This window comes from Paenibacillus sp. FSL R5-0810, assembly GCF_038002285.1.
GTDB classification, from domain to species: domain Bacteria; phylum Bacillota; class Bacilli; order Paenibacillales; family Paenibacillaceae; genus Paenibacillus_AQ; species Paenibacillus_AQ lactis.
The window spans coordinates 1073250-1098608 of record NZ_JBBOCF010000001.1 but is presented as its reverse complement, the minus strand read 5'-3'; the positions used below and the strand labels follow the sequence as shown (position 1 = coordinate 1098608).

Below are 25359 nucleotides of genomic sequence, written 5' to 3'. Positions count from 1 at the left end.
TAATGAATTCTTAAAATATTTTTTGCGATTACACGCCATTCCACCCAGACGACAAACAAAAAAAGGTTATCGAAGGGTCGTCGTGACCCATCGATAACCTTTCATATCCAATAAATGAATGGAATCGGAATGGAGCATTGCTCATTTTGATATTATTTCGAGATCTCGTGTTACTTCCCGCTAGTTAACGCAGGCAAACCGTTCCATGCATTCTTCATGATTATTGCGCCTGTTTAGGAAATCCGTTGAGGTATTGTCTTGGAATGGATGTATCCTTCTTGAGAACGGCTGCCGCTTCCAACGCCCAATACGGGTTGCGCAGCATCCCTCTGCCAACGGCAACAAGATCCGCCTCTTCATTGCCGATGACTGCATTCGCCAGAGTCGGCTCATCCAGCCGGCCGACAGCAATCACCGGTACGCCCAGGGCTTCTTTGATTTGTCGAGCCAGCGGAACCTGGTATGCCGCATGGGTACCCGGTCTTCCCTCTGCAGCGATTGGGCCTTCGCCGCCAGCGCTGATATGGAACATATCCACCCCTGCAGCATGATATGCCTTGGAGAACGCAATGCTTTCCTCGATACCGTAGCCGCCATCCACGTATTCCCTTGCAGAGATACGCATGATCAGCGGCATATCGTCAGGCATTTCGCTCTTGGCCGCTTGAATCACCTCGACGCCGAATCTCGTTAAATCCTGGCCATATGCATCGGTTCTTGTATTCGTTAATGGTGAATGGAACTGGTGAATTAAGTATCCGTGAGCTCCATGCAGCTCGATGGCATCAAAGCCGGCTTGCACGGCACGGCGTACGGCCAACCGGAACTTCTCCACCATCTCTTGTACTTCTTCGGTCGTCAGGGCTCTCGGCGTTTTGGAATTATTGTCAAAAGGAATGGCCGACGGCGCGACAGGCGTCTGCGCGTCCTCCGCCTTCCGGCCGGCATGGGCAATTTGGATCGCAGCCTTCGCGCCATGCTGGTGGATTCCGTCAACGATGCGCGCAAGCGGCGCAATTTGTTCATCGGACCATAAACCAAGGTCGTAGTCCGAGATTCGTCCGTCAGGCTCTACGTCCGTCATCTCAACAATGACGAGCCCGGTTCCGCCGACCGCGCGGCTCACATAATGCAGATAATGCCAATCCGTTGCGATACCGTCCTTGTTCGTAACGGAATATTGACACATCGGCGGCATCACGATCCGGTTTTTCAGTTTCAAAGCTTTCAACGTAAAGGGGCTGAATAAATGTTCCATATGGTTTCCTTCACTCTCCTGATGTCATGTAATCCTCTAAATTAAATGCATGCGCATGCATTTAAAATAACAGACGAAGGAGCATTCGTCAATATTTCGATACAATCAGGACTTCATAATCTCCATCATATTCTGGACGCCTTGGCGGAATTTCGGAGAAGAGAATTGCTGCTCCAGCACATTCAGCACGGTAGCTCTTGCCCGTTGAAGTTTGTCTTCACCAATGGAGGTGAGCGACGTATATATCCCCCTGCGGTCATTCTCGCAGATCGCCCGCTGCATTGCACCGCAGCCCTTGGCTTCAAAGCGGCTGACCAGCCTCGAGATCGCGCTTTGACTGAGGCCGACCATCGCTTGCAATTGCTGCAGCCGCAGCTTTTTTTCAGGAGCCTCGAACAAAAATAACAGCACGTAAAACTCGTTCAGCGACAAGTCGTGCTGCTGCTGAAGCGTCTGTTCCAGTTCATTTGTGATCATCGCCTGTGTTTGCGTCAAGGACAGCCAGCTTGTAATGAGATCTTGTTTGTGATTGGTTGACATCGTTCCCACCTGCTCTAGGTTAATGGCCCTCAGATGGCAGGTCTCTCCCACCCGAAAGGCAGCTGTTGTTAACTTATCATATCAAGCTCACATTTCAGCCGTCAAACGGCTTTTCCTGTTGCATCGCATGATATCTCGCAAAAAGGCCCGCTCCTTATCATTTAAGGAACGAGCCTTTCGTGTGTTGATCGGAACGATAAGAAATGATGCGACGCCAAGCACCGTCTAAGCACGTCGTGCATGCAGCAGGCAATATCATACTGCGAGCCGGTCGGGAGAGGCACGCGCTTATAAAAGCTTGCTTATGCCATCACCTGCGGTTTTGGATCCAGCAGGCCCAGCATTTGAAGCCCGTGCCGGATGCCGTCCTCGCCTACATCCTTGGTAACGTGTCGGGCTGCGCGCTTGACGACGTCGGGCGCGTTCCCCATGGCTACGCCATGGCCGACATACGACAGCATTTCCAGATCATTCAGATAATCGCCAAAGGCGATGGTATCGGCTACGTCCATGCCCAGCGCTTGGATAAACTGCCGGATGCCTTCGGCTTTGGAACCGCCGACCGGAAGCACATCGGTGCCGTACGGACCCCAGCGGACCAGATCAAGCCTTCCTCCAAAGCTGGACCGATATGCCTCCTCTTCCTCCTCGGTGCAAAACACAATGGCCTGGAAAATATCCCGTCCAAGATAGTACTCCGGATCATATTCCGGGATCGTCAGCTTCAGCTCGCCCCAGCTGGAATCGATGTGCTCGTGGTGAGTCACGTTCATTTTCATTGCATCGCTTCCTGCATAGATGATCGGATGGTCCATCCGCACCGCCAGCTCGGTCAGCTGCTGCAGCTGCTCGGGAGGCATCGGGTTCCCGTAGATCGGCTTGCCCTGGTGAACGACATATTGCCCGTTCAAGGACACATAGGAATCGATGCCGAGCTGCTCGCGGATTTCCTCGAAATGATAGGGAGCGCGACCGGTCGCAATCGCGACTTCATGCCCGTTGTCTTTTAATTGTTCAATGGACTCCAGCGTCGACTCCGGGATCCGCTTGTCGTGATCGAGCAGCGTTCCGTCGATGTCAAAGAAAATTAATTTTTTATTCAATAGCCCTCGCCCCTCTTTTCATAGCTGATGGGTGTATTGTAAATGATGAAAAGCATTTCAGAGCAAGCAACAATTTATACCTCATGATCTTCCAACAACACGAATCCATCATGCTTTTTAACTTATCCTAGGTGACCCAACCTTGGTGAAAGACAATCCGCACAAGGGCTCTCCGCATATAGCCGGAACGGGAAGTCTTCTCTCGGCATCCTATTCAAAAGAAAACCGAGCCTTCAAAAGGACCCGGTTCATTTGCATTGCATTATCCACGATTAGGACTTCAGTGTTCTTTCGGCCGCCTCAACCGTATGCTTCAGCAGCGTGGCAATCGTTACCGGCCCGACGCCTGCCGGAACCGGCGTGATGGCCGACGCGCGCTCCGCACACGCCTCATAATCGACATCTCCGACATTGCCTTTGTTGTAGCCGGCGTCAAGCACTACCGCCCCCGGCTTGATCCACTCGCCTTGAATGAACTTTGGCTTGCCGACCGCAGCAACGACAATATCCCCTTGCGCGACGATGTCGCCTAGATTGTTCGTTTTGGAGTGGCAGATCGTCACCGTAGCGTTGCGGTTTAGCAGCATCATCGAGACCGGCTTGCCGAGAATCGGGCTGCGGCCGATAACCACGGCATGCTTGCCTTCGATCGGAAGCTTGTAATAATCCATGATCGCGATAATCGCTGCCGGGGTGCAGGACGGATAGTCCGCGAAACCGAACGCATTTTGCGAGAAGCCGAGCGTGGTCACGCCGTCCACATCCTTTTCGATCGCGATCGCATCGAATGCCGCTCTTTCATCAATATGATGCGGAACCGGATGCTGGAGCAGAATGCCATGCACTGCCGAGTCCTCATTCAGCTGCCGAATGGCCGCGATGAGCTCCTCGGTGGTCGTCGACGCCTTCAGCTCGATTTTCCGGGATTCGATCCCCAGGCGCTGGCATGCATTCCCCTTCATTCGCACATAGGTTGCCGAAGCCGGATCATCCCCGACGAGGATCGTAGCCAAGCAAGGAGTGACTCCCTTGGCTTTAAGCTGCTCGACCTTGACGGCCAACTTAACCTTTAGATCATCCGATACCGCTTTCCCATCCAAAATCAACGTTTCTGTACTCATGTTCAACCCGCTCCTTCGCCATTGTTAGTCAATAAAAACATAAAGAGGCAAGGCGACATGATCGTCTCCTTACCTCTTGCCCAGGCGTACGGCATATGAAACTATGCGCTCCCTCTTGGTACCCCAAGCTACGCCAGTAACGCATAGTCTACGTACTACTACTATACCATGAGCTTGCGGGAATACGCCATAGCTTCGGTGGAAAGAGTTATTCGTAATTCTTTTGATTAAATTGGAAAGTTGTCTTTCGTCCAAGCATAGAATGTCCTCGTAGATGATTTTTTTCGTCAGGAGGCCTTCATGAAAATTCCGGCTTTTTTCAAATGGCTGCCGTTCTTCCTGCCGCTGCTCTTTCTGTTCCCGGCTCTCATGACGATGCCCCGGAGCGGGCTCGCCCTGCTTGGCAGCACCGAAGTGCAGCAGCTTAAAACTGTATTCATCGGCATTTTCCTTGAGGCCCTGCCGTTCGTGCTGCTCGGGGTGCTGATTTCTTCGCTGCTGCAAATCTTTGTCAAGGAAGAATGGGTTCGCCGCCTAACGCCGAAGCATCCAGTTCCCGGCGTCCTGTTCGCATCCCTGCTCGGGATGATCCTTCCCGTCTGCGAGTGCGGCATGATCCCTGTTGTGCGCCGGCTCATGTTAAAAGGCATGCCGGCTTATGTCGGGATCACCTTTCTTCTCAGCGGCCCGATTCTGAATCCGGTGGTGCTTGCCGCAACGATGATGGCATTCCGTTCGCATCCCGAGATCACGATCGGACGAATGGGACTGGCCTTCATGATTGCCGTTACGATCGGCTTGCTCGTATTTGCTTTCGTGAAGAATAACCCGCTAAAGCGCTCCTTCCATGATTTCACCGCCGAGGTCGAAGCCGCCGGAAGCCGGCCATCCCACGCACACAGCAAAACTTGGCGCAGCCTTTTTGTTCATGCTGGTGACGAAATGGTGGATATGGGCAAATATTTAGTGCTCGGTGCGTTTGTCACGGCCTGCATTCAAGCATTTATTCCGCGGGAGGAGCTGCTCTCTCTTGCGAGCGGTCCGATGTCCTCCTATCTGTTCATGATGGGTCTGGCGTTTGTCCTTTCGCTCTGCTCAACGTCGGATGCATTCGTCGCTTCGGCTTTTACGCATACCTTTACCGTGGGCCCTCTCGTGTCCTTTCTCGTGCTTGGCCCGATGCTCGATTTCAAAACGCTGCTCATGCTATCCGCCGCATTTAAGACGAGATTCGTCATTGCGCTAAGTGTCGTCATCGTCACGCTCGTGTTTGTCGGTTCCCTGATCGCGAACATACTGCTTGGCGGATAATCCGTGAACAAGAAGGAGGTGAGCTCTTTCCATGAACCATTCATCGGCAGGTGCGCGGTTTCATTATGTTGTTCGTGCGCTGCTGCTGGCTGCTCTTGCTATTTATGTCATGCACTTAAATGAATCGAATCTCCTTGAATACTACCTGGCTCCGCAGATGCAGACGCTTCTGCTGCTCTGTCCGGTACCGCTTTTGTTCATTGCCTTCGGCATGGTATATCATGCCGTAATGGGCGACGCCGGCGACGTATGCGATTGCGAGCACCCTCATCCCCGAGGCGTTGTCCGAAATTTAACGGTCTACGGATTGTTCGCCTTACCCCTGCTCTTCGGATTGCTGGTGCCCGATCAGCCTCTCGCGAGCAGCATGGCAGCCAAGAAGGGCATGGTGTACACCTATCCGAATCCGGATGTGCGGACCGGTTCTGAGAATGTACCCGGAGATTCCGATGCCGCTGGCAGCGCCCGCGCACCGAACCCAACCGGAAATGAAAGCAGCCCGGTCGATCCGTTCGCACCGAGGGATAAGTATAGCGTGGAGTTTGCGGAGCTGGCCAAGCGGCTGTACGCCATGCCCTCCGTCACGGTAAGGCCCGAAATATTTTCCGAGACCGTCGGCGCGATCGAGATGTATAAGCCTGTCTTTGCCGGCAAGCCCATCTCGGTCCAAGGCTTTGTGTTCAGGGATGACAGCATGGATAAGAACATGTTTGCCGTCAGCCGGTTCTTGCTGATGTGCTGCACGGCCGATGCCGTTCCGTTCGGCATTCTCGTGAGCGGAGAGCAAGCATCCCGTTTCGAGAATGATACCTGGGTATCGATTGAAGGCACGGTCCAGACCGTGAAAATCGAAGGCGAGGAGCGCCTGCTGATTCAAGCCGAATCGATCGAGGCGATTGAAGAGCCGGCTTCGCCGTACATTTTTACCAATCCGGACTCTGTAGCTGCGTTTGATGAGCTGTATCCGGCAGCTCAACCCTAACCGGAGGTGAAGAAGATGAACAAGACACCTGTCATCATCATCAGCGGCTTTCTTGGCAGCGGCAAAACAACCCTGCTCCTCAGACTGCTCGCCTACGCAAAGACTCAGCGGTGGAACACGGCCGTTATCATGAATGAAATGGGCGAAATGGACGTAGACGGAGCGGTTATTTCCGGTGACATGCCCGACGTTCCGGTGGAGAAGCTGCTCGATGGCTGCATCTGCTGCACGAAGCGCGGCGAGCTCGAACTGGCGATGGATGTGCAGCTCAAGCGGCGTCCCGATCTCATCCTGATCGAAACAACCGGCGTAGCGAACCCGCAGCTAATTCTTGAAGATTTGGCCGAACCATCATTGGCTGAACGCATATCTATAGCGCGCAAGGTGGCCGTCGTCGATGCCGGCAAAATGCTCGAATACAACAGCTTCTTCGCGTCGGATCGCAGTCTGGTGCGTACGCTCCGGGGGCAGATCGCTTTCGCCGATACCATTCTGCTGAACAAGGCAGGCGATTGCGATGCCAAGATGCTGAGAAAAGTGACGGCGGCGGTTCGGAACATCAACGGCACCGCCAAGCTACGTCTGACAGACTATGCCCACATTAACGAAGCCGAAGTTTTCGGAGTCATCTCGCTCCCCCCTCGAAACCAAGGCGGGATGGCGTCCGGCAGCGCCGCCGGAACAAGCTTCTCCCCTGTCCATATGGAAACCGCTGAGCCTGGAACTACTGCGGCTCCAAACAGTACGCATGCAGTTCCGCCCGGCTTGGCGGAAAATGCGGCTGGATTAGCGCCGGAGCCATCGGCTCCACAGGATCGGCTCCAAGGAAGACACTGGCATCATCATGAAGACGGCAGCAGCCAATCTCCTCCCCATACCTATCGGGATCCCAACGAGCCGACCTCGTACGCCGGCCTGGATTCGTTAACCTTGTCCTTGCCGGACTCGTTTTTGTCGCCGGACTCGTTAACCGCCGGAAAACAGGAGCTAGAGGCCTTCTTCCAGGGCGTAACGGGTCTCCTTCGGGCCAAAGGCTATGTCCGCCTGGATTCAGGCTCTATGCTGGTACAGTGGGCGGCGGGCAGGCTGGAGCACAAATCCAGCTCCCTGCCGCTGCAGCGGGGGTATCTCACGCTAATCGGAAGCGGGCTCGACAAGTCCCGCATCACCGAGGAATGGGACAGAAGGATGCGGAGCATCACCCGGTAAAGCATGCTCTAGAGTCACTTGAACAAAACACGGTACTGGGTGATTCCCCCAGTACCCGTGTTTAATATGCAGTTATGCCGGAACATGAAACGCCATATGCCCTGCTTCACAATCTCAATCCATATTCATATTTCAAGCACTTGTTTATCGTAATAACGACTAGTTTAGTTGTGAAGATTTAGCTCCCTTTTATCTATTAATAATCGTCGGTAAAAAATGTTTTGAACGATGCTCTCCCCTCCTCCGATGCGGTTTCTATGCTATCGTTGAAGACAGAAATGCATCAAGTCGACACGCGAGGGCACAAACAACCTTTTCTTTGGCTGACCAAAATGACCAAAAATTAGAATTGATGTATCGAATGCGAATCCAATGCATCAATAAGGAGGTTTTACGAATGTCTGATATACAAAATCCTGGCGTCATCATAGTGACGGGGGCCATGGCTTCCGGCAAATCCACCATCGCCCAGCTATTGGCGGAAAAATTTGATCGTGCCGTTCATTTACGGGGAGATACCTTTCGAAGGATGATTGTCAAAGGAAGGGAAGAACTGCTGCCTGACGCCTCAGAGGAAGCGTTAGCCCAGCTTGAGCTGCGGTATCGTCTTTCCGCTTCCGCTGCGGCCGCCTATGTCGCTGCCGGGTTCCAGGTCGTGCTTCAGGATATCATCATCGGGCCTCACTTGCAGACTATGGGCAACCACTTAAAGGGCGTCCCGGTATATATCGTCGTTTTGACGCCTAACCCCGAAGTCCTCCTTCAGAGGGAAGCGCAGCGGAATAAGAAAGGATACGGCATTTGGGAAGCCGAAGAGCTGGACCGGCGGCTGCGTGAGGAAACGCCAAAAATCGGTTTATGGCTCGATACGTCGGATTTGACCATTGAACAGACGGTAGATGCCATCTGGGAGCGGGTTTGGAGCGAGGGAAAGCTTGAATGGCTATAAGCTGTATGCGCGTGTGAAACTCCGAGCGAATCGCGTTGAATCAGTTCCTCGGCAGTTCTTCGTCCCAACGAATATGACGCATTCCATTGATCTATCATCCTTTGGTATATACGTATTGGTTGATGTACGCTCGATTCTGGCTAAAGACCGGGAAAGAATGGACAAGCGGTACTCACTTTACTTTTATTTCCTACTAACCGTTAACCATTTATGGTACTTTACTCATAGACCATAATGACTATAATCTTGGAGGCCGTATGAAAAAACTACTAAAAGCAAAAGTGCTTATCATTTTTTTGTTTACCTCATTCTTTTCCATATTCTTATCACCTGAATCAAACGCAACGTCAAACGTTGTACCTGGCAATGCTTATTTATCAGAAGAAAAGGCCATTTTCTTAGACGGCGAAATTCTTATAACGCGTGAAAAAGCCTATTCCATCGATAAAATAAAAAATCCGGGTACGTATGTTCCTGTGAAATTATTATCCAAACTTAAAAACATTTCAATCGACTACTCTAAACCAATCACAGTAAAGTCAAATAAGGGTACATACAAAATTAATGAAAGTAATTCCGTTTTATTAGACGGGACCACTTATATAAAATTAGACTACTTTTATAAGATATCAGGTCTGTCCGGTAAGGAGTTTTACGAATCTCATACTATTTTTCTGTGGAGCAACAAAGAAGGTAAAGCCAAATCAGAGAAATTAATGTCCCAGATCAAAAGGGTATCCGATGACTATCTTAAGACCTATATGGGGAAAAAGGTATACATCTATGAAGGAGAAAAGGTTGGGCGGGTCATTGAGATCGCAGTAATCAGCAAACAAACAACGAGTTTTAAAATATTGCTGAATAATGGAGTAGTCGTTGAAGAGCTGGTAATTGGTTCTACACCTGATACATTCTGTACCTATTTTTATTATGAAAATGTTAACGGCTTTTATTCCGGCAAGTATTACTGGGCAAATAAAAACCTATTACCTTCATCCAACCCTCTTTTAAATATTGAAAAGGTCTACTTTAAATCTGTGAAGATGAAGGGAAATAATCTCATTGTAACTGCAAAAAGATCAAACGGCGCTAATGTTACTTTTAAGCTTCCCTTTTATGATGACCCCAGCACGGTAATACAACAAGGTTTCTACACCGTTAATCCCAAGAGCGTATTCCCTAAGTGGGACTCTGCTACCTGGAATCGGATCGTTCAGCAAAAGATAGCTATAGGCATGAATCAGGAACAGGTGCTGCTATCCTGGGGGGCCCCCGATGATCATAGTTCGTACACGGGCAGCTATTTAACTATGGATCAATGGATTTATGGCGACACTTACTTGCACTTCTATAATGGTATACTTGATTCTTGGTCGGATTATTAAACTCGATCTCTAGGGCAGCAACGGACTGCCCTTTTTTTCGTCCATTCTTAAAAAACTTCTGACGTTCCGGCTGGCCCTAGCGAACAAATCATTCATTCTACCTTGTACAAAGTTACCTCGTAATCATGAAAAACATCCTCAATGATTCCATATACAACACTCCAATCCCCATTTGCCAGGCCGCAGCCAATGTTGAACGGTAAAGCTACGCTAAGACCGTCTTTTTGTGCTTCCGTCTTAAGTGCGGCTAGGGACTCCTTCAAAGCTTCATAATACGTGTACCTCACTTTTTGTCTTCCATAATTGAGCTGACCAAACAGATTGGCAACGGATTTGTTATCGGTTTTGACGATCAGGCACTTGCCTAATACATCATGTGGATCGTGGTTTTGGCAAAATTCTTTATAAGCAGGAAATAAGCTCGGATACTTGTTTCGCAGCAGCTTAGCGATTCCGGACCCCATAACCCCTTGACAATTTACTTGGTGCCCAATGATATCCTCAGCAGCTTCAAGCAAGCTCCCTTCAACCATTTTAATCATCCCGACTCCTCCATGCTTCATGCATTCATTCATGCTTGTATTCCCCAAGCATTAGTACCTTATTGTATCCCTCTTCCGGAAGTTGGTAAAGGGCCCCAAGACTAGGGTCGCTGGTAAAAAACAATTAAGCCTATTTATTCACTACAACCTGCTCCAGGGCTATGGTTTAATATAGATGTCCGGCCGGACGGAATTCACCGGAAAGGAGGCTGAACGAATTGATTCAGAATACGGAGGTGGCATTTGCGTAAAGCGGATGCTGCACGAACAAGGGGAGCCTCTAGGGCTCCCCTTTTGTATGATTGACACCCTGGTTTGCTTATGGTGCCTATTCGTAAATTACCGCCTTGATCTCCTCGCTGTCGATGTTGTTCTTGTCGTACCAGTAGAAGCCTGTGTCAATCTGCGGCTCCAGCTTCTCGCCTTTGATGGCAGCCAAGGCGGCTTTCACGGTTTCATAGCCGATGCCAACCGGATTTTGCGTAATGGCTCCAGCCATCGTACCATTCTTGATCGCATCGATCTGGGCTTTGCCCGAATCAAAGCCGATCACGACAATCTGGCCTTCCTTCTTCATTTCGGTCACGGCGTTAATGACGCCGACGGCCGAGCCTTCATTCGCACCGAATATGCCTTTCAGATCCGGATGCGCCTGCATCATCGCCTTGGCCAGGTCCGTCGATTTCAGATGGTCCCCGCCGCCGTACTGGATATCGACGATCTGGATATTCGGATACTTCTCCTCAATCTGCTTCTTGAAGCCGTCGCGGCGGCTGACGCCCGTGACACTCGTCTGATCATGAACAACCATGGCGATTTTGCCTTCGCCACCGATCAGCTCCGCCATTTTATCGGCTGCCAGTGCCGATGCTGCCATATTATCGGTCGACGCCGTCGTCACCGGAATATCGCTTTCCACCCCGGAGTCAAATGCGATGACCGGAATGTTGTTCTCCTGGGCTTTCTTCAGCAGCGGGATCGAAGCCTGGCTGTCCAGCGCGGCGAATCCGATCGCGCTTGGCTTTTTGTCCAGCGCAGCCTGCAGCATCTCAATCTGCTTATCCACTTGGGATTCCGTCTCCGGCCCTTCGAAGGTAATGCGCACGCCAAGCTCTTGGCCGGCTTGCTCAGCCCCTGACTTTACGGCTTGCCAGAACTGGTGCTGGAACCCTTTGGAAATGATCGGAATGTAGATTTCTCCTTCTGCGGCTGAACCTCCGCTGCCCGAGCCCCCTTCGCTTGGACTGTCACCGCCGGATGCTCCATTGCCTGCATTGCCGCAGGCGGACAGCAGACTCGCTGCGAGCATGAGCACGAGCGCAAATACCGATAGCTTTTTTCCCATCTTCAATCTCCCCTTGTTCTTTGAATGAAATGTCCATCTATAGAACTTCCTGAAGGAAGGTCTACAAACATGTGATTCGCTGCAATCCGCCCGTCGGATGAGGGCGCTGATCCCTCCGCATGAGTTTCCTCCCGAACGAAGCTTCCTACGCTTTCCTTCTGCGGAGCATATCCGCATACACGGCCAAAATAATGACGAATCCGACGACGACCGTCTGCCACTCCTGCGGTACGGACAAGATGCGCAATCCGTTCGTCAGCACGCTCATGATCAGCGCGCCGATAACCGTACCCATGATCGTGCCCTTTCCTCCGCTGAGCGAGGTGCCTCCAAGCACGACGGCCGCGATCGCCTCCAGCTCATATCCGGCGCCTAGGGCCGGGTTCGCCGAATTCAGCCGGGAAGCCATCATAACGCCGGCAAGTCCAGTGAACGCACCCGTCAGGGTGTATATGACAATTTTCCAGTAACCGACGTTGACCCCCGACAACCGCGTTGCTTCCTCGTTGCTGCCGAGCGCGACATTGTACCGACCGATAATGGTTTTTGACAAAATCAGAAAGCCGAGAATCGCGGCAATGAAGAATATAAGCACCGCATTCGGAATATCGAAGCCCGGAATCAGCGAGCCCAGCACGCTTCCCTGGGAAATGTTCGCAAAGCTTTCCGCTTCGGTAAAATAAATTGGCTTCGCGCCCGAGATGATCAATGCCAGCCCTTTCGCGATCATCATCATGGCCAAGGTGGCGATGAACGGCGGTATCTTCATCTTAGCAACCGCCGTTCCCGACAGCAGCCCGCACAGCGCGCCCGTCAGGATGCCGCCGAGAATGCCGACCGGGACGGGCAGCCCCCAGAACGTAATGAATACGCCGGTCATGACCGCACTTAAGGTCATGACCGTGCCAACAGACAGGTCGATGCCTCCCGTTATGATCACGAAGGTCGAGCCAAGAGCCAGTACGCCGATGACCGCCGTGGACAACAGAATGCCGATCAGATTGGAGAATTGAAAAAAGTTGCCTGACGAAATCGAAAAAGTGACAAGAAGCACAACCAAGCTTGCAAGAGCGAGCACCTGCTGCAGTGCGCCTGATTTCAGGTGTAGATTCATGGCTTGTATCTTTCCTTTCGTATGGTTAGATTCCGTAAATCGCTCACATCGCTGCCGTTGCCAATTGCATGATGTTCTCCTGCGTTGCTTCCTCATGCCCAAGCTCGCCGGTTATTCTGCCTTCGCACATCACGATGATCCGGTGGCTCATCCGAAGAATCTCCGGCAGCTCCGACGAGATCATGATGATCGATTTGCCTTGAGCAGCCAGCTCGTTCAGCAATTTGTAGATCTCGCTCTTCGCGCCTACGTCAATGCCGCGCGTCGGCTCGTCGAAGATGAGAATATCGCAGTCACGGGTCAGCCACTTTCCGATGACGACCTTCTGTTGATTCCCGCCGGAGAGAAACTTGACTTCCTGGTCAACATGCGGCGTTTTCACCCTTAGTCGATCTACGATCCGCTCCGCTTCTTGCCGGATTCGGCCGGTGTCCATCCATCCCGCCGGCTTCAGAAAGCGCCGGTAGGAAGCGATCGCAACGTTGCTCTTCACGTCCAGATCAACGATACAGCCGAAGCGCTTCCGGTCCTCGGATAAATAACCGATGCCGTGGCGCACCGCATCATGGGGTCCCTTCATTCGCACGGGCTGTCCGTGAACGCGGATCTCTCCCGCATCCGGCCGGTCTGCCCCGAAGATCACCCGGGCTAATTCCGTGCGCCCAGCGCCGACCAGCCCGGCAACGCCCAGAATTTCTCCTTTTTTCAAGGTGAAGCTGACGTCGCTCAGGACCCTTCCGCGGCTTACCCCCTGGACCTCAAGCACGGTCTCCCGATCACGTGAGACGCCCTCGGGCTTGGACGTATCGTAAATCTGGCGCCCGACCATCATGGAGATGATGTCCTGCGTGGAGACTTCCGCGGTCGGGACGGTGGCGATGTATTGACCGTCGCGCATCACGGTGATGCGATCCGTAATCCGTTTGATTTCATCCATCCGGTGCGAGATGTAAACGATTCCAACTCCTTCGGCGCGAAGCTGCCGGATGATGCGGAACAAATCCTCGATCTCCGCTTCGCTCAATGCTGCCGTCGGCTCATCCATCACCAGCACATCGGCGTTGTAAGACAACGCCTTCGCGATTTCGACCATCTGCTGCCTCGCAACCGTTAAATCCGCCACCAGCGCGGAAGGGTCCATAACGAGTCCCATGCGCTCGAACAGCGCCTCCACTTGGCGGTTGAGCGCCTTTTCGTCGAGGAACAGCCCGAGTTTCCGCCGCGGCTCCCGTCCGATGTAAATATTTTGAGCGACGGTCAGATCGGGCGCGAGGTTCAATTCTTGGTGAATCATGCTGATCCCCGCATCCTGAGCCGCTTTCGGGTGGTTGATTTCGACGGTCCTGCCTTTGTACGTGATGCTGCCCTCATCCTTCTGGTATACGCCCGTCAATATCTTCATCATCGTGGACTTGCCGGCCCCGTTTTCGCCCATAAGCGCATGAACCTCGCCTTTCCTCAGCTCGAAGCGGCATCCGTTCAGCGCCATCACGCCGGGAAATTTCTTGGTGATTCCTTCCATATGCACAAGTATTTCGCTCACAGTCATTCACCTCTCTAGCAGTGGAGCCTTTTACGATCATTCTACCTGTGGAGTGCAGCCCGCCGGAATGGAATATTCTCTTCGCGATGTTGAAAAATCTATGATTTTTCTCTCATTGAAAAACCCACTCGATAAAGGAAAAAGCTACTCCTCCACAAAGGGAAAGAGCAGCTTCTGATTTTCTTCGGTATACATATTGCTTTTGTGAATGACGACCGAGTCGGTATACACCTTGTCTGGAACCTTATCGCCTTCCAGTACGGAAAGGGCGGTTTTTACACCCAAATAGCCGATGTTAAACGGCTTTTGCACGATAATCGATTGAATGACCCCCTCCTCGAGCAGCTTGACCTCCTTGATTGAGCTGTCGAAGCCGACCAGCTTGACTTGTCCCGTGAGACCCAGCTCGCGAATGGCTCTTCCGGCGCCGACGGTGGACGGTTCGTTCAAGCCAACGATCCCATCCAGGTCCGGACGCTCCTGCAGCAGCTTCATCGTGATCTCGTAAGCGCGCTCTTCCATGCCTTCGCTGAAATAGGTGCCGACAATCTCCGTCCCGGCTCTCCCTTCAAGGATGCTGCGAACGCCCTGCTCCCTCTCAATTTGAGTCGAGGCGCCTTGTACAAAGCTTACAATCGCGACTTGCGCATTCCCAGGAAGCAGAGCGGCAAGTTCTTTGCCGGCTTTCTGCCCGGCACCGAAATTATCGGTTGCAATCAGGGTTTCCGCGTAGCTTCCCTGCACGGCCGAGTCGATCATGACTAAGGGAATCCCCGCCTGGTGAATTTTCTCTGCCACCGGAACAAGGCGATGATAGTCGCCTGCAGCCATGACGATAGCGTCCGGTTTCTCCGGTATCGCCGCCTCGATCAGCTCGATCTGCCGGTCGACGTCGACCTCCTTCGGCGGACCAATGACGGATACCTCCACATTGAACTCCCGCGAAGCCGTATGAACGCCGTCAATCAAGACGCGCCAAAATTCGATTTCGTCCATCGCTTTAACGGCTACGGTTATTTTAGGGGGGGCCTGACGTCCCCCGCCGATCAGCTGATACAAGGCAACTCCGAAGACCAAAGCCGCGACGGCGGCCAGCAGAACATATCGCAAACGAATCGTTGATCTCACGACAGCTTCTCCCCCCTTCCTGCAAGCTCCTCGACTCGGATGGCCGGAATGGTGACAGTAACGGTCGTTCCGGCACCTGGCTCGCTTTCATAGGACAAGCCGTATTCGGGACCAAAATACAGCTGGATCCGCTGATGCACATTCGCGATGCCTACGCTCGTCTTGGATCGCTCCTTCCCCGGAGCGGTCAACAGCTTGGAAAGCTTGTCCGGGGCCATCCCGATCCCGTCATCCGCCACCCGCAGCATAATGCGGTCGCCTTGCAGCTCGCCGCTGATGACGATGCTGCCGGGTCCCTGCTTGTTCTTGATGCCGTGGTAAATCGCGTTCTCCACGAGGGGCTGAAGGAGCACCTTCAGCGTCACGTACGGGTAAAGGCTCGGATCAACACTCTGCGTGAACCGGATTTTATCCTGATACCGCATCTGCTGGATGTTTAAATAACTCGTAATATGCTCGATCTCCGTAGCAATCGGGATCATTTCCCTGCCCTTGCTGAGCGACGCCCGGAACAGTCTGGCTAGCGCCGACGTCATTAGAATCACCTCGTCATGCTTTTTGCTCTCCGCCATCCAAATGATGGAATCCAGCGTGTTATACAGAAAATGCGGGTTAATCTGCGCTTGCAGCGCATTCAGCTCGCTTTTTCGTTTGACCTCCTGCTCGACGACGATCTGGTTCATGAGCTCCTTGATCTTGAGCACCATGACATTAAAGCTGCGGGCCAAGCTGGAAATTTCCTTGGAATGGCCGACCGGAACCCGGATATCGAAATTCCCCTTCTCAACCTCCGCCATCGTTTCCTGCAGGCGTTTGATCGGGCGCGTCAAGTTACGGGAAAGAAGGAATGATAACAGCACCCCGACGCCGAGGCAGAGCATCCCCGCAATGGCAAATGAGCGCTGCATCTGCCTTTTGTTGTCAACAAGCTCATTCTCGTAGAACACGCCGACGATTTTCCACCCGAAATCCGTGTCTTTGATGCTGTAAATCCGACTGCCTCCGTCTTCCTTCACTACAAATCCGCCCCGGGTATCTTGCAGCACTTGCTCCAACCGTTCAGTCTTCAAATTGCTGTAGAGCAGCTGCTGCTGCGGATGGTAGACGATACGGCCTTCCTTGTCGATTACAAATACGTACCCCCGGTTGCCAAGGTCCAGCTTGCTGAGCATGTCGTTGATGACTTTGAAGTTCAAGTCGATCAAAAGAATGCCGATCCCCTTGTCCGGATCCGATCCGCTCAGCTCCCGGCTAAGCGAGACGACCCATCGGTACTCGTCCTTAACGACAGGCTGCACATGCGAGGAGGAGATGACCGCCTGTCCTTTATGCTCTTGCGCCTGCCGGTACCAGTCCTGTTCCTGCAGCGAGATGTTCGGATTCAGCTCCGTATCCATGCGGTCCGAGATGAAGGTCCCGTTGTATCCGAAGATATGGATGGAGGCGATATCCTTACGGGAGACGAGGATGGAGTGGAAGTAGCCGGAGATCTTCCTCTTCAGCTTGGCCAGCTCTTCCGGCTCAAGCCCGCCGCCGGAAACGAGATATTCACGTACATTCGGATTGTTCATGGCCGCCAAAGACATGTCCTTCATGCCGGTGATATAGGTCTCAATATTCGCATTCACTTGGTTAATCAGCTCGGAGGTGTAATTTTCCGCTGTCTCCCGGACCGCCGATTCCGACAACGGGTAGGAGATAAAAATCAGCAGCAGCGCCGTGAACAGAACGAGCATGACGAAGGAGCCGGCGATGCGGGACTGAATGCTTTTGATGCGGGTGGACGGTCTCATCGCCGCTCTCCCCCAGCCGTGATCCGGTTTCGATATTCCGTCGGTGTATCGCCCGTATGCTTCTTGAACAGGACGCTAAAATACTGCGGATCCTGGTACCCCGTGCTCGCAGCAATCTCGTACGTCTTCATTCCCGATTGCTTGAGCAGCTCCTTCGCCTTATCCATCCGGATATCGGTCACGTATTCCACGAAGGTCCGGCCGGTATGCGCCTTAAAGAGCGCGCTGAAATAGCTGGTACTCATGAAAATGCGGCTGCTGACCGTCTTTACGGACAGATCCGGATCGCTATAGTGGGAATGTATGTAATCCACAGCCTCCATCATTTGACTGCGGGTTAGATCCTTACGGGTCTGCGCCACGCCTCGCAGCGCCTCCCCGCATACGCCTTTCAGCCACACCTCGATCTGCTCCAGCGATCGGAAGGAATACAAGTCGGACAGCAGCCTCTTCTCCATCCCGAACAGATCATGATCGTTGCTTCCCATCTCCATCAAGGTCTGCAGCACGGCCAGCATCACGCGCAGAATCCGCACATGGCATAATTCAATCGGCATTGAAGCGCTTCCAATTTCCTGGATCAGCCGCTGGATGCAATGGTCGACCTCGGAAGCGGTCCCCGCACGGATCGCCGACACAAGCGCCGCCTCAGCTTCGAAGCCGTCTTGAAGAGGCTTCCCCCCGCGCACCTCCAGGTCCGTAATGTTCACGACCTGATCAGGCCCCATCAGCAGCCGGTACTCCAGGGCGGCTTCGGAAGCGCGGCAGGAATGCCGGATCTCGGCTACATCGCTGCGTACGGTCCCAATACCGACCGTTACCGTAAACTTCATATATTCCTTCACGGAATTACGAATGTCTTCGGCCAGCTTATATGCCTGTGCATGCAGCTCTTCCGCATTTGATCCTGACAGCACTGCCATGACCTTATGTTCTTTGAAACGAAAAACCGCCGATTCTTGCGCGCTCCCTGCAATCTCTTGAACAATGTTGTAAAGGGCAAAGGCATACAGCTCCACATCAGCCGTCTCCCCATACAGCGACGGCTCGTCTATCTCAGCTGTCATGGCGATATATAACGGCCCGTTTAGCGGAATATTGAAGTACGCCAGCTTGGCCGTGATATCCGCTCTTCGCATCGGCGATGAAGCCAGGCGTTCCAGAAAGCGCTCCGAGAGCAGCGCCATGCTGTTCTTCAGCTCCTGCTTCATCCTTAGAAGATGCTCGTTGCGGCCGCTCTCCTCGTCCATTTCCAGTTTGATTTTGTCCAGCAGCTCGCGCAGTTCTGCGGATGTAATCGGTTTCAAAATAAAGTCTGTTACCTGCAGCTTCACCGCCTGCTGCGCGTAATCGAAATCATCAAAGCCGGTCAAAATAATAATCCGCGTCTTCGGATACTTCTCCACGATATGACGGGACAGCTCCAGCCCGTCCATGTATGGCATGCAGATGTCCGTCAGCACCACGTCCGGCCGTTCTTGGGCCATTACCTCCAGCGCTTCGCGTCCGTTCTCGCAGGCTCCGATGCATTCATATCCATGTTTGGCCCATTGAATCCGCTCTCTAATGCCTTCCCTTACGATCGGTTCATCATCCACGATCAGGATTTTGTACACGCAGCATCTCCCCCATCCGAAGCAATTCACATTTTTGTTGATTTTGTCGCGTTATGAGGTGAATATACAGGAAAAGCCCTTCGGCAGGCAACTGCCAAAGGGCTCCATGATCTGTTATCTACTTGCGGGTATTCATCCATGTGATGAAATTGTTGACCACGAGATCGAGGAAACGGATCGTCGGTTCATGAATCAGCTTACCGGATTCATCCATCTTCTCATGGACGGCGCCGATATAAACCTCATTGTTCGGCAGCAGCGGAGATGTGATGCCCACGGAAAAAAGGATATCCCGCAGATGCTCTTGTGCGCGAACCGTTCCCAGCTGACCCATCGATGCGCCCATGATCCATGACGGCTTTCCGTTCATAACCTTATCGACGCGCGATAACCAATCCAGCGCGTTCTTGAGCACGCCCGGTATGGAATAATTATACTCCGGCGTGATCCATAATACCGCGTCCGCGGCAGCAATCTGCTCTTTAAACTCCTTGACGGCCTTAGGCGGGTCCAGCTCAATGTCTTCATCGTAAAAAGGAAGCGGGCGAATATCCGCAATTTCAAATGTGATCTGATCCGCATACCGCTTTTTCAAATATTCCGCCAGCTTCCGGTTGTACGACTCTTTTCTAATGCTTCCTACAACGATTGCAACTTTCATGATTCCCTCCAGTTCCGTGCTTTTTTAGCACATAAATGTTCCATTGACGATACCCTGCTTGATATGATTACCATATCTTCCGACGTTTAAAATAACTTTTATCCTACTTCATTAACGACAGCAGCCTACACACACCGCGTTCCATATCTGATCTTCTCTCCGGCGGCACATATTGGAGCAGGGACAATGCAGCATAAGGCACTTTGATGGCATGTGGATCTTCATATTGTCTGTTCCAATAGCTTGCTTCCGTAATCGAGGCTTCCTCGGCGATGTTTACCCCCTGGTTCGATAGCGCTTCAGGCCTTAGGCGGTTAAGCTTCATTTGCAGCCGATGATTGCCTTGACCGAGCTTTGCCAGCTCGGCGTATCCGAGCCGTTCCAGTTCAATCAGCGCATGGGCATGGGTAACGCCATGCTCCAGTTCACCGGCAAAAAAGTAAAACTCGCCTTCAACATGTTGATCCGGCAGGACGAGTTCCAGCTCGGAAAGGGCACGAACTGCCAGATCCGATGCATCCCGGTAAGGCGGGATGTCCGAGAGCAAATTTTCCGATCGATTCAGCTGCGTATAATCATCGATTCCGTAATAGCGTGCAAGTTTATGTTCTCCGCCTGCATCTTCCATCAGCTTTAGGATGCCTCGAACGATGGACGGAGTCAGCAAGTCCGGACGGTCCCGCAGCGCCTTTAGCGCGAGTACGCCTAAGGTTACCCCATGTCCGGAGGTGCTCAAATTTGTCAGGTTAGGCAGCAAGCCTTCAATCAATCGTTCCATCAGCTCTGGCTGCGCAGTTTCGGGAGGATAGGGCTTAAACCAATCTTCATGCCGACTGCGCAAGTGGCGGCAATTGGCAGCCAGCCCCTGCAATACCTCCTGCGGAAGGTCATGCTCTTTTTGCATATAATAAGCTGCCAAATAAGCTCCGCCGACATGCCCTTCAAACCATCCGACCTCGCCGCCCCGGCTCAAAGCCGTCAGACCTTCCTCAAGAAATTCGTCGCCAATGACCGAATTCACCTCCTCCCCTTCGGCTGCGTGCGGCAAATTCAGCCTGACCGCAATATCCTTGGGGAAGCTAGTGACCTTCAATCGGATGCTGTACCCGTACATTCTGAAATGAAGACCCTCTTCGGTATCCGATATAATCATCCGGCGATCCAAGGATGACCGAACCCGATCCAGAAAGCGTTCGTCTGTCACGCCATATGTTATTTCCAGTGAAGGCGCCAGCGCATACATCGCGATTGGGATCCATTTGCGCATGGTTGATACAACAACGGCGTGGGCCGTTCCGCCAATAACAAAAGCAAATTGATCAGACTCCTTGGCAATCGTTAACCCGAGCGTCTGTTTCATCCATAATCTTGCAGCTACCGGGTCTTCCACGGGCAGCCCTACCTCCCGCAAATACAGGACACCGTAAGTGCCATACGGAACGAGCACATCTTCCTTCAAATACGGATGGGCAAGAAATTCGAGCAAATTCCCGTCTCCATCCCTGAAGTACACGTTCACACTGGAATCGATTGAAGCAACAATTTTTCCGTCCGGCCCTTTTAATAAGGGCATCTGCTCCCCAAGCTTCTGAACAATGAATTCAAACTGGGAATAAGCCACCTCAAACGCCATGTGGACAGGGGTTATCGGTTCACCAGCTTCCTCAAATTTCAGCGTAAAATCAGGCGTTGGCTGAAACTCGATCTCGTTCCCGCTTTCCCTTGTGACAGGGAAATGAAGCAGATCATGGTAGAATTGCTTCACCCCCTGGATCGAAACCGTCTTTAATTTCAAACAGGCGAAATGGGTAATCATAAGGCTTCGACCTCCTCTTTGCTGCTGATCTTCTTGACCAGCTCCATGAAGATAGCGAGGGCTTCCTTGGCTCGATAATCCAGGACGATCGTTCCTTCTGCCGCTTCCGATTCGTAAAGATTGCGCTGAGACCCCCCGATGGAAATCCACTCCGGACTGTTAATTCCGTGCAGATTGCGTACCGTAGCCTGCATCTGCTGCAACGAACTCACACCGACCGCGCCGCCCGCCGAGCTTACGGATAGAACCGGCTTACCCGAGAAATGCATCTGCCCCATATGATCCAAGGCGTTCTTCAGCACTCCGCTCATCCCTCCGTGATACTCCGGTGTAGTCAAAATAATGCCGTCGGCCTCCATTAACAGACGCTGCAGCTCACGAACGCCCTCATGACGGTTGAATATCTCGTCTGGGGAATAGAAGGGAAGCGGAGTTTCATACAAGTTAAACAGCTCCGTTTCCACGGACCCCAGGTTCATTTGTGCTTGAAGGGCTTTCGCCAAAATGGTGCTTGTTGCTTCCTTGCGGTTGCTGCCCGCGATGATCACGATCTTCATTTGTACTGCCTCCCCTGCTCGTATTTGAAAGCTTGTTATGTACATTGTAGAGGAGGCAAGCGATCGAAATCGTCAGCATATGGAGTGATTTTACAAGCAAAAGCTCTCATGCCTTCGGCTGAGAGCTTCTACAACTTTAGTCTTAGAAAAGTTGGCGTTCATCAGATCCAATTCATTCCCGACACCTTATACAATTCCATGCTTTAGCGCGTAAATGGCCGCCTGCGTCCGGTCGGCAACCCCCAGCTTATCGAGCAGATGACTGACATGGGTTTTGACCGTTTTCTCCGTAATGTGAAGGGCGTCACTGATTTCCCTATTATTCATGCCTGATGCTATCAGCTGCAGGACCTCTTGCTCGCGCCGGGTGAGCTTATCCAGCTCCTGTGCAGCCTTTCCCGAATGACCGGGTCCGCTGGCTTCTTCAGCTCCTGCCGGCGAAGTCACATGCGTCATAAGCAGACCTGCAGCATCCGGATGCAGCTCGACCTGCCCTTGGAACACCCGTCTGATCGCGGCTACCAGCTCCTCCGGCTCAATATCCTTCAAGAGATAGCCGCGGGCTCCCGCCCGAATGGCGGGCAGAACGTGGTCATAATCGACAAACGAGGTCAGCACAATGACTTTAATGTCGGGCTGTTCTTTTTTTAACCGGGCCGTCGTATCGATGCCATTGAGAACAGGCATATTCAAGTCCATTAACACGATATCGGGATTCACTTGTTTGGCCGCCTCCAGCGTCTCCTCGCCATTCGCGGCTTCACCGACCATTTCGATATCCGGCTGCGTTGCCAGAAAAACCTGAAGCCCCCGGCGAACCATGGCATGATCGTCAGCGATCATCAATCGAATCATCGGCCCCCCTCCTTCTCTGTTAATCTCTCCCTCAAGGGCAGCATAACCTCAATGATGGTTCCCTCCCTGTGTACACTGTATAACCGGAATCGTCCTCCTAGCGTTTCAGCGCGCTCGCGCATGCTGGACAGCCCGATGGAATGCTTTGTCAGCTCGTTCAATCGCTGCTTGGTAATCCCTCGCCCACGGTCCTCAATCCGAAGCTCGACTTCATCCTCCTGGAGGGATAAAGCTATCGTTACTTCCTTGGTATCCGCATGCTTGCTCACATTGTTCAGCGCCTCTTGGCCGATCCTCCACAAAGCTTCTTCCACGATACGAGGAAGCTCCTGTATTCCGCTGATATGCGAACGCACATGAAGCCTCAATCGTTCCCCGTATTGCTTAAGCCCTGTCATAAGCCCTTCCTCGAGTCCGGGCGGACGAAGCTGCATGATCAGCTCCCGCATTTCCTTCAGAGCGCTTTGCGATAACGACTGAATATCATGGATCGTGTCCTGCAGCAGACTGTTTGTTTCGTTCGGCTCCCCGGCAAGCATACCGCCTACCCCCTTGGACATCATCACCAGGGAGAAGAGGGTTTGACTTACCGAGTCGTGCAGGTCCCGGGCTAGACGATTTCGCTCATCCATCCTTGCGAGCTCCCGTCGGTTCTCCTCCAGACGGAACCGCTGAAGCGTCATCCCGATATGTTCAGCCAGAGCCTCAATCACCCCGAGGTCCGCCCGGTACGAATCACGGTAGGGGTTATACGCTACCAGAAGCAGTCCCTTCTCGGAATCACCTGCTGCCGCCAGCGGGACAGCAACCGCTCGGGTAACGGATGAGATCCATCCCTCTTTAGCCAAGTGATCCGCAACCCGCTGGGCGTCTTCGGCACTTATCGGATCCGTCGTGACTCTCCCCTTCCGGGAACGGGTTCGTGCGGTATCGGCAAGTGGAAATTTGGCATGGGGCAGCGTGGTTTGCCCTCCGCTGTATAGGGCTCTGAGCGTCACTTCGTTGCCGGCGGGTTCCAGCAATGCGGCCACAGGCCAATCAAAATAACGGCCGATTAAGCTCATGACCTGCTTCGTTAATTCGGCCCGATCCACCGCTTGGGAAGCATAAGCACCGAGTGCGCCGCTATACTCTCCGAGCCGGGCGAACAAATCCGCGCGACGCTGCTCGGCTGTGTATAGACGCATGCGTTCGATAGCGCTGCCGATTTGGTAAGCCACCGACTCCAAGAGCGCCAGCTCCTCTTTGGAGAAGTGCAGCTTCCCGGGGGCAGCTACATTCAACACGCCGAACCTGCGGCTGCCGGATCGCAAAGGAACGGTTGCATGGTGGGTAATGCCTTCCGTATCGCCCCACTGGTACCGGACGGCGTTATCCAGACGTTTGCAATTCAAAATGTTTACGGCATTCCTCAAACGGCCGTCGTCATAACGCTCCAGGCACCAACAGCTGCCGCAGCGCATGGGCTTGTCGTCCTCCCTGCGGAGGGCAGGCGGCAAATTCCGGCCGGCAATGAATTCATGCGTTCCCGGATCCTCCACTAAGAACAGCCAACCGGTCGTAAGTCCTGTCAGCTCCAGCAGCTTCCCAATCACCACATCCAGCATGGGGATTAACTCATTCGATTCGTTCAACGTTTCGGCAATGGTCTTCAGCGTGATTAACTCCTGAACATGCGTATCGTGTGTGGACATACGCGAAAGCTCCTTTTATTTTGCATTCTGAAGTAACTATATTATATAATCCAGTCACGCACCACCTTCCCTCGGCTCCCTTGACCAGAATCCAACGTTCACCTTACGAATGTCTGGTAAAAAACAATTATTATTGTTTTATCTATTGCAAATTTCCACCAATCTATGGCTTAATATAGAGGTCGGGCCGACGAAATGAGCGGAAAGGAGGCTGAAGCGCAATGATTCAGATCCACGAGGTGGTATTCGCTTAAAGCGAATACCCGTTCCCATGGGAGCCCCCGGGGCTCCCTATATCTGTTTTCCAATTCGTAAACACAACAAATTATAAATTCGAAAGGAGGAGGGCAAGCATGATCAATACAATTGTTTTGACACTCAGCGATAGCTTGAACATTCATACAGAAAGAGGAGGGCATCGATGGGCCATTACAAAAACGGTAGAGAAGTGCTTCCCCCCGAGCTGCTGCAGCAAATTCAACAGTATATAGACGGAGAACTTCTCTACATACCGAAACAAAGCGAGCAAAGAGCCGGCTGGGGTGAATTAAGCGGTTCCCGAGAACGCATCGAACGTCGCAATAAGGAAATGTACCGGGCCTACTGCAAGGGCCGGACCATTGAAGAATTAGAACGGACCTACTTCCTGTCCGGAGAAAGCGTCCGCAAAATCATCAGTAAACTTACCCGCGTTGGGACTGGAACCTAAATCTATGAGACTTCCAAATGGCTCACGCGGATTACGATAGGACTGTTCCCCAGAGGGAGCAGTCCCTTTCAATTTACATAGCTATGATCGGCAATGGCCAAGATCGAGAGGGTGCCAAAGGCAGCTCA

The 25359-nt window shown here is 52.5% G+C and carries 22 protein-coding genes and 1 riboswitch; of the genes, 6 read left to right on the top strand and 16 right to left on the bottom strand.

All coding sequences use genetic code 11. The annotated features are described in order from the left end of the window. Positions 1–220 precede the first annotated feature (220 nt). The 4 genes from MKX76_RS05060 to MKX76_RS05045 form a co-directional block, all read right to left on the bottom strand. Positions 221–1258 carry an NADH:flavin oxidoreductase/NADH oxidase gene (locus tag MKX76_RS05060; protein WP_007128425.1) on the bottom strand — a complete coding sequence of 346 codons (1038 nt, stop codon included), beginning with the start codon at positions 1256–1258 and terminating at the stop codon, positions 221–223. Between the two features lie 105 nt (positions 1259–1363). Then, the gene (locus tag MKX76_RS05055; protein WP_007128426.1) at positions 1364–1798 is read right to left on the bottom strand and encodes a MarR family winged helix-turn-helix transcriptional regulator; all 435 of its coding nucleotides are present in this window, start codon (positions 1796–1798) and stop codon (positions 1364–1366) included. A 302-nt stretch (positions 1799–2100) separates the two neighbouring features. After that, positions 2101–2901, bottom strand: a complete 801-nt coding sequence (locus tag MKX76_RS05050; protein WP_213616608.1) for a Cof-type HAD-IIB family hydrolase — start codon at positions 2899–2901, stop codon at positions 2101–2103. A gap of 272 nt (positions 2902–3173) precedes the next feature. After that, positions 3174–4022, bottom strand: a complete 849-nt coding sequence (locus MKX76_RS05045) for a bifunctional 5,10-methylenetetrahydrofolate dehydrogenase/5,10-methenyltetrahydrofolate cyclohydrolase (RefSeq protein ID WP_007128428.1) — start codon at positions 4020–4022, stop codon at positions 3174–3176. Between the two features lie 71 nt (positions 4023–4093). Beyond that, positions 4094–4173: riboswitch (ZMP/ZTP riboswitch) on the bottom strand. A gap of 149 nt (positions 4174–4322) precedes the next feature. On the opposite strand from MKX76_RS05045, the gene MKX76_RS05040 reads away from it, so the two are divergent. The 5 genes from MKX76_RS05040 (at position 4323) to MKX76_RS05020 (ending at position 9858) form a co-directional block, all read left to right on the top strand. Further along, a complete protein-coding gene (locus tag MKX76_RS05040; protein ID WP_007128429.1) occupies positions 4323–5333 on the top strand; it encodes a permease in 1011 nt (336 codons plus the stop codon). Between the two features lie 31 nt (positions 5334–5364). Next, entirely contained in the window at positions 5365–6315 is a 951-nt protein-coding gene (locus MKX76_RS05035) for a TIGR03943 family putative permease subunit (RefSeq protein ID WP_007128430.1), read from the top strand. 15 nt (positions 6316–6330) lie between these two features. Beyond that, positions 6331–7524, top strand: a complete 1194-nt coding sequence (locus MKX76_RS05030; RefSeq protein ID WP_251537603.1) for a CobW family GTP-binding protein — start codon at positions 6331–6333, stop codon at positions 7522–7524. 397 nt (positions 7525–7921) lie between these two features. After that, positions 7922–8473, top strand: coding sequence for an AAA family ATPase (locus MKX76_RS05025; RefSeq protein ID WP_251537604.1), 552 nt, complete (start codon positions 7922–7924; stop codon positions 8471–8473). Positions 8474–8730: 257 nt separating this feature from the next. Further along, positions 8731–9858 carry a hypothetical protein gene (locus tag MKX76_RS05020; protein ID WP_251537605.1) on the top strand — a complete coding sequence of 376 codons (1128 nt, stop codon included), beginning with the start codon at positions 8731–8733 and terminating at the stop codon, positions 9856–9858. Positions 9859–9950: 92 nt separating this feature from the next. Here MKX76_RS05020 and MKX76_RS05015 read toward each other — a convergent pair whose 3' ends face one another. The 12 genes from MKX76_RS05015 to MKX76_RS04960 form a co-directional block, all read right to left on the bottom strand. Continuing rightward, on the bottom strand, positions 9951–10400 hold the full coding sequence (locus MKX76_RS05015; RefSeq protein WP_007128434.1) for a macro domain-containing protein: 450 nt from the start codon (positions 10398–10400) through the stop codon (positions 9951–9953). A gap of 328 nt (positions 10401–10728) precedes the next feature. Next, positions 10729–11745, bottom strand: coding sequence for an ABC transporter substrate-binding protein (locus MKX76_RS05010; RefSeq protein ID WP_007128435.1), 1017 nt, complete (start codon positions 11743–11745; stop codon positions 10729–10731). A 145-nt stretch (positions 11746–11890) separates the two neighbouring features. After that, on the bottom strand, positions 11891–12859 hold the full coding sequence (locus MKX76_RS05005) for an ABC transporter permease (protein ID WP_341033124.1): 969 nt from the start codon (positions 12857–12859) through the stop codon (positions 11891–11893). Positions 12860–12902: 43 nt separating this feature from the next. Further along, the gene (locus MKX76_RS05000) at positions 12903–14402 is read right to left on the bottom strand and encodes a sugar ABC transporter ATP-binding protein (protein WP_007128437.1); all 1500 of its coding nucleotides are present in this window, start codon (positions 14400–14402) and stop codon (positions 12903–12905) included. A 144-nt stretch (positions 14403–14546) separates the two neighbouring features. Continuing rightward, positions 14547–15530: a substrate-binding domain-containing protein gene (locus MKX76_RS04995; protein WP_007128438.1), complete on the bottom strand. Its 984-nt coding sequence runs from the start codon at positions 15528–15530 to the stop codon at positions 14547–14549. Continuing rightward, on the bottom strand, positions 15527–17323 hold the full coding sequence (locus tag MKX76_RS04990; protein WP_007128439.1) for a cache domain-containing sensor histidine kinase: 1797 nt from the start codon (positions 17321–17323) through the stop codon (positions 15527–15529). The genes MKX76_RS04995 and MKX76_RS04990 overlap by 4 nt, the downstream gene beginning before the upstream one ends. Further along, positions 17320–18939, bottom strand: a complete 1620-nt coding sequence (locus tag MKX76_RS04985; protein WP_251537607.1) for a response regulator — start codon at positions 18937–18939, stop codon at positions 17320–17322. Before MKX76_RS04985 ends, MKX76_RS04990 begins: the two co-directional genes overlap by 4 nt. Positions 18940–19057: 118 nt before the next feature. Next, positions 19058–19600: an NADPH-dependent FMN reductase gene (locus MKX76_RS04980; protein WP_007128441.1), complete on the bottom strand. Its 543-nt coding sequence runs from the start codon at positions 19598–19600 to the stop codon at positions 19058–19060. 103 nt (positions 19601–19703) lie between these two features. Further along, positions 19704–21416, bottom strand: coding sequence for a VOC family protein (locus tag MKX76_RS04975; protein WP_251537609.1), 1713 nt, complete (start codon positions 21414–21416; stop codon positions 19704–19706). Beyond that, positions 21413–21973 carry an NADPH-dependent FMN reductase gene (locus MKX76_RS04970; RefSeq protein ID WP_007128443.1) on the bottom strand — a complete coding sequence of 187 codons (561 nt, stop codon included), beginning with the start codon at positions 21971–21973 and terminating at the stop codon, positions 21413–21415. Before MKX76_RS04970 ends, MKX76_RS04975 begins: the two co-directional genes overlap by 4 nt. A gap of 186 nt (positions 21974–22159) precedes the next feature. Continuing rightward, a complete protein-coding gene (locus tag MKX76_RS04965; RefSeq protein ID WP_251537611.1) occupies positions 22160–22828 on the bottom strand; it encodes a response regulator in 669 nt (222 codons plus the stop codon). Then, positions 22825–24522, bottom strand: coding sequence for a GAF domain-containing sensor histidine kinase (locus tag MKX76_RS04960; RefSeq protein WP_251537614.1), 1698 nt, complete (start codon positions 24520–24522; stop codon positions 22825–22827). Before MKX76_RS04960 ends, MKX76_RS04965 begins: the two co-directional genes overlap by 4 nt. Before the next feature lie 421 nt (positions 24523–24943). On the opposite strand from MKX76_RS04960, the gene MKX76_RS04955 reads away from it, so the two are divergent. Continuing rightward, positions 24944–25231: a CD3324 family protein gene (locus tag MKX76_RS04955; RefSeq protein WP_007128446.1), complete on the top strand. Its 288-nt coding sequence runs from the start codon at positions 24944–24946 to the stop codon at positions 25229–25231. The last annotated feature ends 128 nt before the right edge of the window (positions 25232–25359 follow it).

Bases quoted from the DNA above. Each gene is read 5' to 3' on its own strand.
- MKX76_RS05055 (WP_007128426.1), bottom strand. From the start codon at position 1,798: ATGTCAACCAATCACAAACAAGATCTCATTACAAGCTGGCTGTCCTTG.
- MKX76_RS05040 (WP_007128429.1), top strand. From the start codon at position 4,323: ATGAAAATTCCGGCTTTTTTCAAATGGCTGCCGTTCTTCCTGCCGCTG.
- MKX76_RS05035 (WP_007128430.1), top strand. From the start codon at position 5,365: ATGAACCATTCATCGGCAGGTGCGCGGTTTCATTATGTTGTTCGTGCG.
- MKX76_RS05005 (WP_341033124.1), bottom strand. From the start codon at position 12,859: ATGAATCTACACCTGAAATCAGGCGCACTGCAGCAGGTGCTCGCTCTT.
- MKX76_RS05030 (WP_251537603.1), top strand. From the start codon at position 6,331: ATGAACAAGACACCTGTCATCATCATCAGCGGCTTTCTTGGCAGCGGC.
- MKX76_RS05045 (WP_007128428.1), bottom strand. From the start codon at position 4,022: ATGAGTACAGAAACGTTGATTTTGGATGGGAAAGCGGTATCGGATGAT.
- MKX76_RS04990 (WP_007128439.1), bottom strand. From the start codon at position 17,323: ATGAGACCGTCCACCCGCATCAAAAGCATTCAGTCCCGCATCGCCGGC.
- MKX76_RS05015 (WP_007128434.1), bottom strand. From the start codon at position 10,400: ATGATTAAAATGGTTGAAGGGAGCTTGCTTGAAGCTGCTGAGGATATC.
- MKX76_RS04955 (WP_007128446.1), top strand. From the start codon at position 24,944: ATGGGCCATTACAAAAACGGTAGAGAAGTGCTTCCCCCCGAGCTGCTG.
- MKX76_RS04975 (WP_251537609.1), bottom strand. From the start codon at position 21,416: ATGATTACCCATTTCGCCTGTTTGAAATTAAAGACGGTTTCGATCCAG.
- MKX76_RS04970 (WP_007128443.1), bottom strand. From the start codon at position 21,973: ATGAAGATCGTGATCATCGCGGGCAGCAACCGCAAGGAAGCAACAAGC.
- MKX76_RS05010 (WP_007128435.1), bottom strand. From the start codon at position 11,745: ATGGGAAAAAAGCTATCGGTATTTGCGCTCGTGCTCATGCTCGCAGCG.
- MKX76_RS04965 (WP_251537611.1), bottom strand. From the start codon at position 22,828: ATGATTCGATTGATGATCGCTGACGATCATGCCATGGTTCGCCGGGGG.
- MKX76_RS05025 (WP_251537604.1), top strand. From the start codon at position 7,922: ATGTCTGATATACAAAATCCTGGCGTCATCATAGTGACGGGGGCCATG.
- MKX76_RS04980 (WP_007128441.1), bottom strand. From the start codon at position 19,600: ATGAAAGTTGCAATCGTTGTAGGAAGCATTAGAAAAGAGTCGTACAAC.
- MKX76_RS04960 (WP_251537614.1), bottom strand. From the start codon at position 24,522: ATGTCCACACACGATACGCATGTTCAGGAGTTAATCACGCTGAAGACC.
- MKX76_RS05060 (WP_007128425.1), bottom strand. From the start codon at position 1,258: ATGGAACATTTATTCAGCCCCTTTACGTTGAAAGCTTTGAAACTGAAA.
- MKX76_RS05020 (WP_251537605.1), top strand. From the start codon at position 8,731: ATGAAAAAACTACTAAAAGCAAAAGTGCTTATCATTTTTTTGTTTACC.